The 7760-nt window shown below is 35.5% G+C and carries 5 protein-coding genes; all 5 read left to right on the top strand.

The window, feature by feature from the left end:
• The first annotated feature begins 307 nt into the window (after positions 1-307).
• Positions 308-718 carry a cupin domain-containing protein gene (locus C8P67_RS07485; RefSeq protein WP_115811921.1) on the top strand — a complete coding sequence of 137 codons (411 nt, stop codon included), beginning with the start codon at positions 308-310 and terminating at the stop codon, positions 716-718.
• 313 nt (positions 719-1031) lie between these two features.
• Positions 1032-1853, top strand: a complete 822-nt coding sequence (locus C8P67_RS07480) for an alpha/beta fold hydrolase (RefSeq protein ID WP_115811919.1) — start codon at positions 1032-1034, stop codon at positions 1851-1853.
• 133 nt (positions 1854-1986) lie between these two features.
• Positions 1987-2898: an alpha/beta fold hydrolase gene (locus C8P67_RS07475; RefSeq protein ID WP_115811917.1), complete on the top strand. Its 912-nt coding sequence runs from the start codon at positions 1987-1989 to the stop codon at positions 2896-2898.
• Between the two features lie 258 nt (positions 2899-3156).
• A complete protein-coding gene (locus C8P67_RS07470) occupies positions 3157-3594 on the top strand; it encodes a Rid family detoxifying hydrolase (RefSeq protein WP_115811915.1) in 438 nt (145 codons plus the stop codon).
• Between the two features lie 285 nt (positions 3595-3879).
• Positions 3880-7716, top strand: a complete 3837-nt coding sequence (locus tag C8P67_RS07465) for a T9SS type B sorting domain-containing protein (RefSeq protein ID WP_115811913.1) — start codon at positions 3880-3882, stop codon at positions 7714-7716.
• Positions 7717-7760: the final 44 nt, after the last annotated feature.

The following is a 7760-nucleotide window of genomic DNA, read 5'->3' as shown; positions in this document are numbered from 1 at the left end:
ATGCGAACCTTTTCTTAAATCTGTGCTCATAATCTAAAGGTAAAGATTTTTTCGCATTACTAAAGTACTGCAATAAATTGCAGGGTTTTAAACCCGAATCTGAGACCAATAAATTACACAAAGCACGGCTATTAAGCCGTGCTTTTTTTATGCAAACTATTTAAAAATAATTTCAAAATCACTTCAAAACCGCCGATTTTTTCGAATAAAGGAAAAAAGTGCAATCCAAAGAGAAATGCGTCCATTGATGCGCTAGGACATTTGGAGAATCTTTGCAGTATCAAATAACAAACAATAAATATTACATATGAAAACGAAAAAGAATTTTTTATTAGGAGCAGTTACTTTCTTAGGACTGACTGCATTTTTAACTCCAGAATTAGCTTTTGCACAACAGTTAGGAATTAGCCGTACCAATTTGCAAAGACATGATATTTCAGTTTTGGGATATGAAACTATTCAGGCTCGAATAGACTTCGAAGTCAATTCCGCTTTTGGAATGCATAATCATCCTGGCGAAGAGGTGATTTATGTGCTGGAAGGAACATTTGAATATCAAATCGAGGGAGATAAACCAATTGTCCTTAAAGCCGGTGATGTACTTTTTATTCCTGCAGGAAAGAATCATTCCGCAAGAAATGTAGGTGATGTTAAAGCTACGGAGCTTGCTACTTACATTGTTGAGAAGAATAAGCCACTTCTTGTAATGAAAAAATAAATACCCAAATCATATTAAAATCTGAAGTTGAATACTATTATTCCTTTTCAGATGATTGTAAAAAAGCAGAATGTTGAATTTTAGCCCCGATAGAAGTGGAAATCCTTGTGTGCTGGGGTTCGGCACACAAGATTGAAACGGATTGCGGGACCAATCTTCCTTAAAAAGGCAAATGTTCTGCTTCTAAAAAATAACAAAATTTAAAAGAAGGGAAAAAAGTGCAGTTCAAAGGGAAATACATCCATTGATGGTCGCTTAGATTAATCCCAACTTTGCCTTATCAAAATAACAATAACATTTAAATATAAAAAAAATGAACAAGTTTACAGTAAAAGACGGAACAGAAATTTATTTCAAAGATTTAGGAGCAGGACAACCAATTTTCTTTCACCACGGATGGCCATTGTCATCTGACGATTGGGATGCTCAAATGATGTTTTTCCTAAACCAAGGATACAGAGTAATCGCTCACGACAGAAGAGGTCACGGAAGATCTACTCAAACATATAAAGGAAATGATATGGACACTTATGCACAGGATGTGGCTGAATTGACTGAGTTTTTAGATCTTAAAAATACCATCCACATTGGGCATTCAACAGGTGGCGGAGAAGCTTTGCGTTATGCAGCTCAATATGGAAAAGGCCGTGTATCAAAAGTGGTTTTGATCAGTGCAATTACTCCTTATATGATTGCAGACGAAAATAATCCAAACGGTGTTCCATTGGCTGTATTTGATGATATTCGTTATAACACACTAAACAACAGACAACAATTTTACCAAGACTTGACTGTTCCTTTTTATGGCTATAACCGAGAAGGCGCGAATGTAAAAAAAGGAATTCAGGACAACTGGTGGAGACAAGGAATGATGGGCGGTATCAAAGCACAATACGATTGTATCGAAGTTTTCTCTGAAACTGATTTTACCGAAGATCTTAAAAGTATTGATGTTCCGGTTTTGGTTCAACACGGTGACGACGACCAAATCGTGCCTTATGAAACAACCGCGGTAAAAGCGGCGGAGCTTTTGAAAAACGGAAAATTGATTATTTATCCTGGCTTCTCACACGGTATGCCAACTACTGAAGCGGATACTATCAATAAAGACATTTTGGAATTCATTCAATCATAAATTAAGAAAGGGAAAAAAGTGCAGTTCAAAGGGAAATGCGTCCATTGATGAGCACTTAGATAAAACCCAACTTTGTAACATCAAATAACAACAAACAATTTTTAAAAAAATAACAATTTAAAATTTAGAAAACATGAAAAATTTAATTTTATCAATCGGTTTATTTACAGCAGTATTAGTGAGCAGCGTTTCATTTGCACAGACAAAAAGAGTTCCAGCATCTTATGGAAGAGAAGAATATATAGAAGTTGAAAAAAATGTTAAGCTTCACGTTACCGATCTTGGCGAAGGACAGCCAATCGTTTTAATCCACGGATGGCCATTGAGTGACGCGATGTATGAATATCAATACGCTTACTTTACTCAACAAGGTTACAGAGTAATCGGAATTACTTTGAGAGGTTTTGGATTATCTGACAAACCAGGAGGAAAATACAACTACGATGTTTTTGTAGATGACATTAAAGTAGTTCTTGACAAATTGAATATTCAAAATGCAACAATCGGAGGTTTTTCTATGGGAGGTGCAACTGTGATTCATTATGTGGCCAAATACAAAGCGGCACACGTTTCTAAATTAGCATTATTCGGAGCAGCAGCACCAACATGGACAAAAAGAGCCGATTTCAATTATGGTTTTTGGACTAAAGAAGATGTGGACGGACTAATCAAATTGAACAATACCAACAGACCTCAATTATTAGAAAACTTTGGAAAAATATTCCCTGCTAACGAAACCAGCGTTTCTCCAGGTTATGGCGCTTGGTTAGGAACTATTCAGGCACAAGCTTCACCTTATGCAATGGCCGAAGGATTAAAAACGCTTAGAGACAGTGACTTGAGAGACGACTTAAAAAGCATCACAATTCCTACTCTTATCCTTCACGGAAAATTAGACAAAATATGTTCTTATGAGTTAGCTGAACAAATGCACGCTTTGATAAAAAACTCTACATTGGTTCCTTTGGAAAAAAGCGGTCACGCCTTATTCATCGAAGAGTTAGACAAATTCAACTCAGAGTTGTTGAAATTTGTAAAAAAATAACAGCAACCATTTTTTAAAACATATAAGTCATGTAAGTTCTTCTATATAAGTAAAAAAATCAACCATATAAGGCATGTAAGTTCCATATAAGAATTTACAAAAAGAAAAAACTTAAATGACCTTAAATGCCTTACATGGTTAAAAATTTAATTATTTAAGCAGTAAAAGAAAAAAAAACTTAAATGGCTTATATGTTTAAATATAAAATGCGGTTTCAAGAAAATTAACTTCTTTTTTATCCTTTAAAATCAAATAGAAATGAAAAAGATTGTATTATTTTTAGTCACAATACTTTTCGTTTCTTGTACTAATACCAAATCCATAGTTATTGTAAATCATTCCAATTTACCAAAACCTATTGGACCTTACAGTCATTCGACCAGTTTTGAAGATTTGATATTTGTTTCGGGACAAATTGGTATTGATCCAAAAACAAATACTTTGAAAAACGGAATTGAAGAACAAACCGTTCAGATTTTTGAAAACTTAAAATCCGTTCTGGAAAACAATAATTCCGACTTGGATCACATTGCAAAAACGACCATTTTTATTACGGACATCAATCAGTTTGAAACGGTCAATAAAATTTATGGAAATTACTTTCAAAACCACTTTCCCGCCCGAAGCACTATTGAAGTGGTTTCATTACCAAAAAAGGCAGAAATTGAAATTGAATGTATTGCGGTGAAAAAGTAAAGCCAGCGATTTTTTTTTGAATGATTTTGAGATATCCAATTTTCTAAAACCTTTGCAAAATGACTTAAATCCAAAAACACTAAAGTATATATCTGACTACCAAAGTATTCATTCAGAATAAAAGTTCATAATAAGTAGAGTTGGAAGAATTTATTGTAGTAAATAAACTATATTTGAAAAAATTTTTCAATAGCTATACAAAAGAGAATTAGACAGTAAAAAATGAAGACTCTAGGAGTTTAGCTATTCTGAACGGCCAATTATTATTAAACCGAACTAAAAAGTATGAATAATAATGTAATAATTAAAACAGCAATACTGTGTTTTCTTTTTTTTACAAGTTTAGCCTTCTCCCAAGAGGCCAGCAATTGGTATTTTGGAAACAAGGCGGGAATCAAGTTTAATCCTGATGGTTCCGTAACAGTACTTACAGACGGAGAACTCAACACAGATGAAGGATGCGCCACTTTGTCAAATAGCAAAGGAGATTTATTGTTTTATACTGATGGCGTAACCATTTGGAACAAAAACCACAAAGTAATGAAAAATGGTATGGGCTTATTTGGTCATTCTTCAAGCACACAATCTGCAACCATAGTACCCAAACCCGGTTCTTCGAATTTGTTTTATGTTTTTACATTGGACTATGAAGCTAATCAAAATGGATTTAGATATTCCATCGTTGACATTAATTTGGATGGAGGTCTTGGAGCGGTAACAACCGATAAAAATGTGCTGGTTTACAAACCCTCTACTGAAAAGTTATCGATTGTAAAACATAAAAATGGAAAAGATTTTTGGGTAGTCACACATGGTTGGAGGAACAATTTTTTCCAAAGCCACCTCTTGACTTCTTCTGGATTAAATGCGGTTTCCGTGAAATCCGACATCGGCAAATCAACTGGAGGAATTGATGGTGAACACGCTCGTGGATACATGAAAATATCTCCTGATGGTTCAAAATTGGCAATGTGCAACTCCTTAACAAATTTAGAGTTATTTGATTTTGACAATGCAACGGGAAAAATTTCCAATGTTCGTGACCTGTATTTGGGAGAAGGACTTTATGGAATTGAATTTTCACCTAACAGCTCTGTTTTATATCTTTCCATAATAAAGTTTTTTTCTCATAAAGTATTACAATTTGATTTGACCTTAGATAAAAATAATCTTTCATATACAGAATTTTTAATCGATACAATGATGCCTTGTGCACTTCAACTGGGTCCAAATGGAAAAATTTATATCGCTCAAACTGCTTTTAAACATTTAGGAGTCATTAACAACCCGAATACAATAGGTTCTGACTGTGATTTCCAAATGAGTTCGATTAGTTTGGCTGGTCGAATATCAAATATGGGGCTGCCTCAGTTTGTGAGTTCTTATTTATTTAATCCAGAAATTCAGCTGACCAATACTTGTTCCTTTCAAAGTTCACAATTTACTTTGACTTCCACAGAAGGAATAACAGCGGTCATATGGGATTTCGGAGACGGCAACACATCAACTGACATTAGCCCAATACATACCTATGCCACCGCAGGGACTTATATCGTTTCGGCAAAAGCAACCGATGCAACTGGAACGACAGCCGAAAAAACAAGAGACATTATTATTTCACAATCTACCACGGCCACAAAACCCAATGACATTATGATTTGTGACACCGATAATGATGGCATGGCCAATTTCAATTTAACCACGCAAAACACGGTTATTTTGAATGGACAGGATTCCAATAATTACATTGTGACTTATTTCGCCAATGTAATAGATTACAACAATAAGGTGAAAATTGCCACCCCAAACAATTATTCCAATGCACTTCCCTATGAACAACAAACCATCATTGCCGAAGTTTCGAACAAGACTGATACAAGTTGTAAAAGCACCACCAGTTTCAACATTGATGTATTTGACTCTCCAAAACCAAGTGCAGCCATTCCAAAAATCAGCAGTTGTGACAACACAAGCAATGGGACAGATGCCGATGCCCGCATTGTTTTTGATTTAACCGAAAGAGCCAGTTCAATTTTAAACGGGCAATCATCAAGCCAATTTGTGCTTACGTATTACAAAGATGCTTCTTTAAGCCAGGTGATTTCCACTCCAACAGCATATGTCAACACCAATGCTTCAGAAACAGTATATATAAAAATGGAGAATAAAGAAAACTCAACTTGTTCTGCATCGACTTCCTTTCTGATCGAAGTTTTACCTTTACCAATAATCACTAATGAAGTTTCCCTTAGACAATGCGACGACAACACTGATGGTTTTAGCGTTTTTAATTTGGAAGAAACCAATAGAAAAATTTCTGCAAACGCTGCCACTGAAACGATTGTTTTCTACAAAACCGTGACGGATGCCCAAAATAGCACAAACCCAATTGCGAATCCAATTACTTACACAAATCAAGCCGTGAATAACGATGTGGTTTTTGCCAATGTAAGCAATGCCAGTAATTGTTTTCGGATTTCCAAAGTCAATTTATCAGTTTCCACAACGCAAATTCCGTTAGACTTTTCCAAAACATTTACAGAATGTGATGATACGGCTTCAGGAGCCAATGACGATGGTATTGCTACTTTCAATTTTAGCAGTGTTACAGCCGATATTCGCGCTCTTTTCCCAGTTGGACAATTGTTGGATATTTACTATTTTAAAAACCTTGACGATGCTTTGGCCGAGAAAAATGCCATAACAGATATTTCAAATTATCGAAACATCAATTATCCCAATACCCAAAAAATCTACATTCGGGTCGACAACCAAGCCAATAATGATTGTTTAGGATTGGGAAGTCCAATCACGCTGAATGTGGAAGCAATTCCAGTAGCAAAATCCATCATTGAATCTCATTGTGATGATAATCAAGATGGAAAATTTGCTTTTGACACTTCTGCAGTGGAGACTAAACTATTAAACGGATTGTCGAACGTTTCCCTGACATATTTTGACCAAAGCAATATTGAATTACCAAGTCCTTTGCCAAATCCCTTCGATATTGATTCACAAACACTGAAAGTAATTGCGACAAATAACACCCTAAAAGCCTGTTCTTTTGAAACTTCGATGCAATTTGTTGTCAACGATTTACCAGAAGCGTTTCCTGTGCCAACATCCTTAACCACAATTTGTGATGACGAAGAAGACCCAAGTCTGCAAGACGGAAAATTTGCTTTTGACACTTCTTCTTTTCAAAACACTATTTTGGGCATACAAACTGGAATGACGGTCAACTATTTTGACGAAAGTAACAATCCTCTGCCTAGCCCATTACCCAATCCTTTTTTGACCTCATCCCAAAACATAAAAATAGAAGTCATCAATCCCATAAATAAGACTTGTACAGCTACCCTAACTTTGCCTTTTACCGTAAATCGTGTTCCGAAAATTGCTTTAAAAACCGATGAATTATTATGCAGTAATTTACCCCCTTTTTCCAAGATTATAGATGCAGGTCTTTTAGATGGTTCATCCACGAGCGACTATTCTTATGTCTGGTCATTTAATGCAAAACCGATTGAAGGAGAAACCAATTACAGTTTAACAGCAAATACGGCTGGAATATATGCCGTAAAAACAACAAACTCTCAAGGTTGTTCCAGAACGAAGGAAATTGCCTTTGCCATTTCGGATATTGCCAAAATAACCAATGTGAATATTGTGGATTTGTCGGATTCGAATAACATTTCAATAAGCGTAACTGGTCCTGGAGATTATGTTTTTGGTCTTGATGAAGCAAATGGCGGCTATCAAACAGGAAGTATTTTCAATAATGTTTCCCCAGGAATTCATACGGTCTTTGTCAAAGATTTACACGGTTGTGGTGTGGTTCCAATGGAAGTTGCCGTATTGGGATTTCCCCGCTTCTTTACACCAAATAATGATGGATTTAACGATTATTGGAACATCAAAGGCATAAATGATTCTGTCGCTGCCAATGACTTCATTTTCATTTTTGATCGCTATGGGAAATTGATCAAACAAATCAGCCCATTAAATCAAGGCTGGGATGGAAATTTCAATGGACAGCCACTGCCTGCTTCAGATTATTGGTATTCGATGCAATTGAAAGACAAACGAATCATAAAAGGACATTTTTCTTTAAAAAGATAATCAAAAGTGAGAGTTCATTTAACCTGCTCAAAATCTTCTTAGTC

The sequence above is a fragment of the Flavobacterium aquicola genome (assembly GCF_003385115.1).
Taxonomy (GTDB): domain Bacteria; phylum Bacteroidota; class Bacteroidia; order Flavobacteriales; family Flavobacteriaceae; genus Flavobacterium; species Flavobacterium aquicola.
This window is presented reverse-complemented; position numbering and strand designations above follow the sequence as displayed.

Bases quoted from the DNA above. Each gene is read 5' to 3' on its own strand.
- C8P67_RS07465 (WP_115811913.1), top strand. From the start codon at position 3,880: ATGAATAATAATGTAATAATTAAAACAGCAATACTGTGTTTTCTTTTT.
- C8P67_RS07480 (WP_115811919.1), top strand. From the start codon at position 1,032: ATGAACAAGTTTACAGTAAAAGACGGAACAGAAATTTATTTCAAAGAT.
- C8P67_RS07470 (WP_115811915.1), top strand. From the start codon at position 3,157: ATGAAAAAGATTGTATTATTTTTAGTCACAATACTTTTCGTTTCTTGT.
- C8P67_RS07475 (WP_115811917.1), top strand. From the start codon at position 1,987: ATGAAAAATTTAATTTTATCAATCGGTTTATTTACAGCAGTATTAGTG.
- C8P67_RS07485 (WP_115811921.1), top strand. From the start codon at position 308: ATGAAAACGAAAAAGAATTTTTTATTAGGAGCAGTTACTTTCTTAGGA.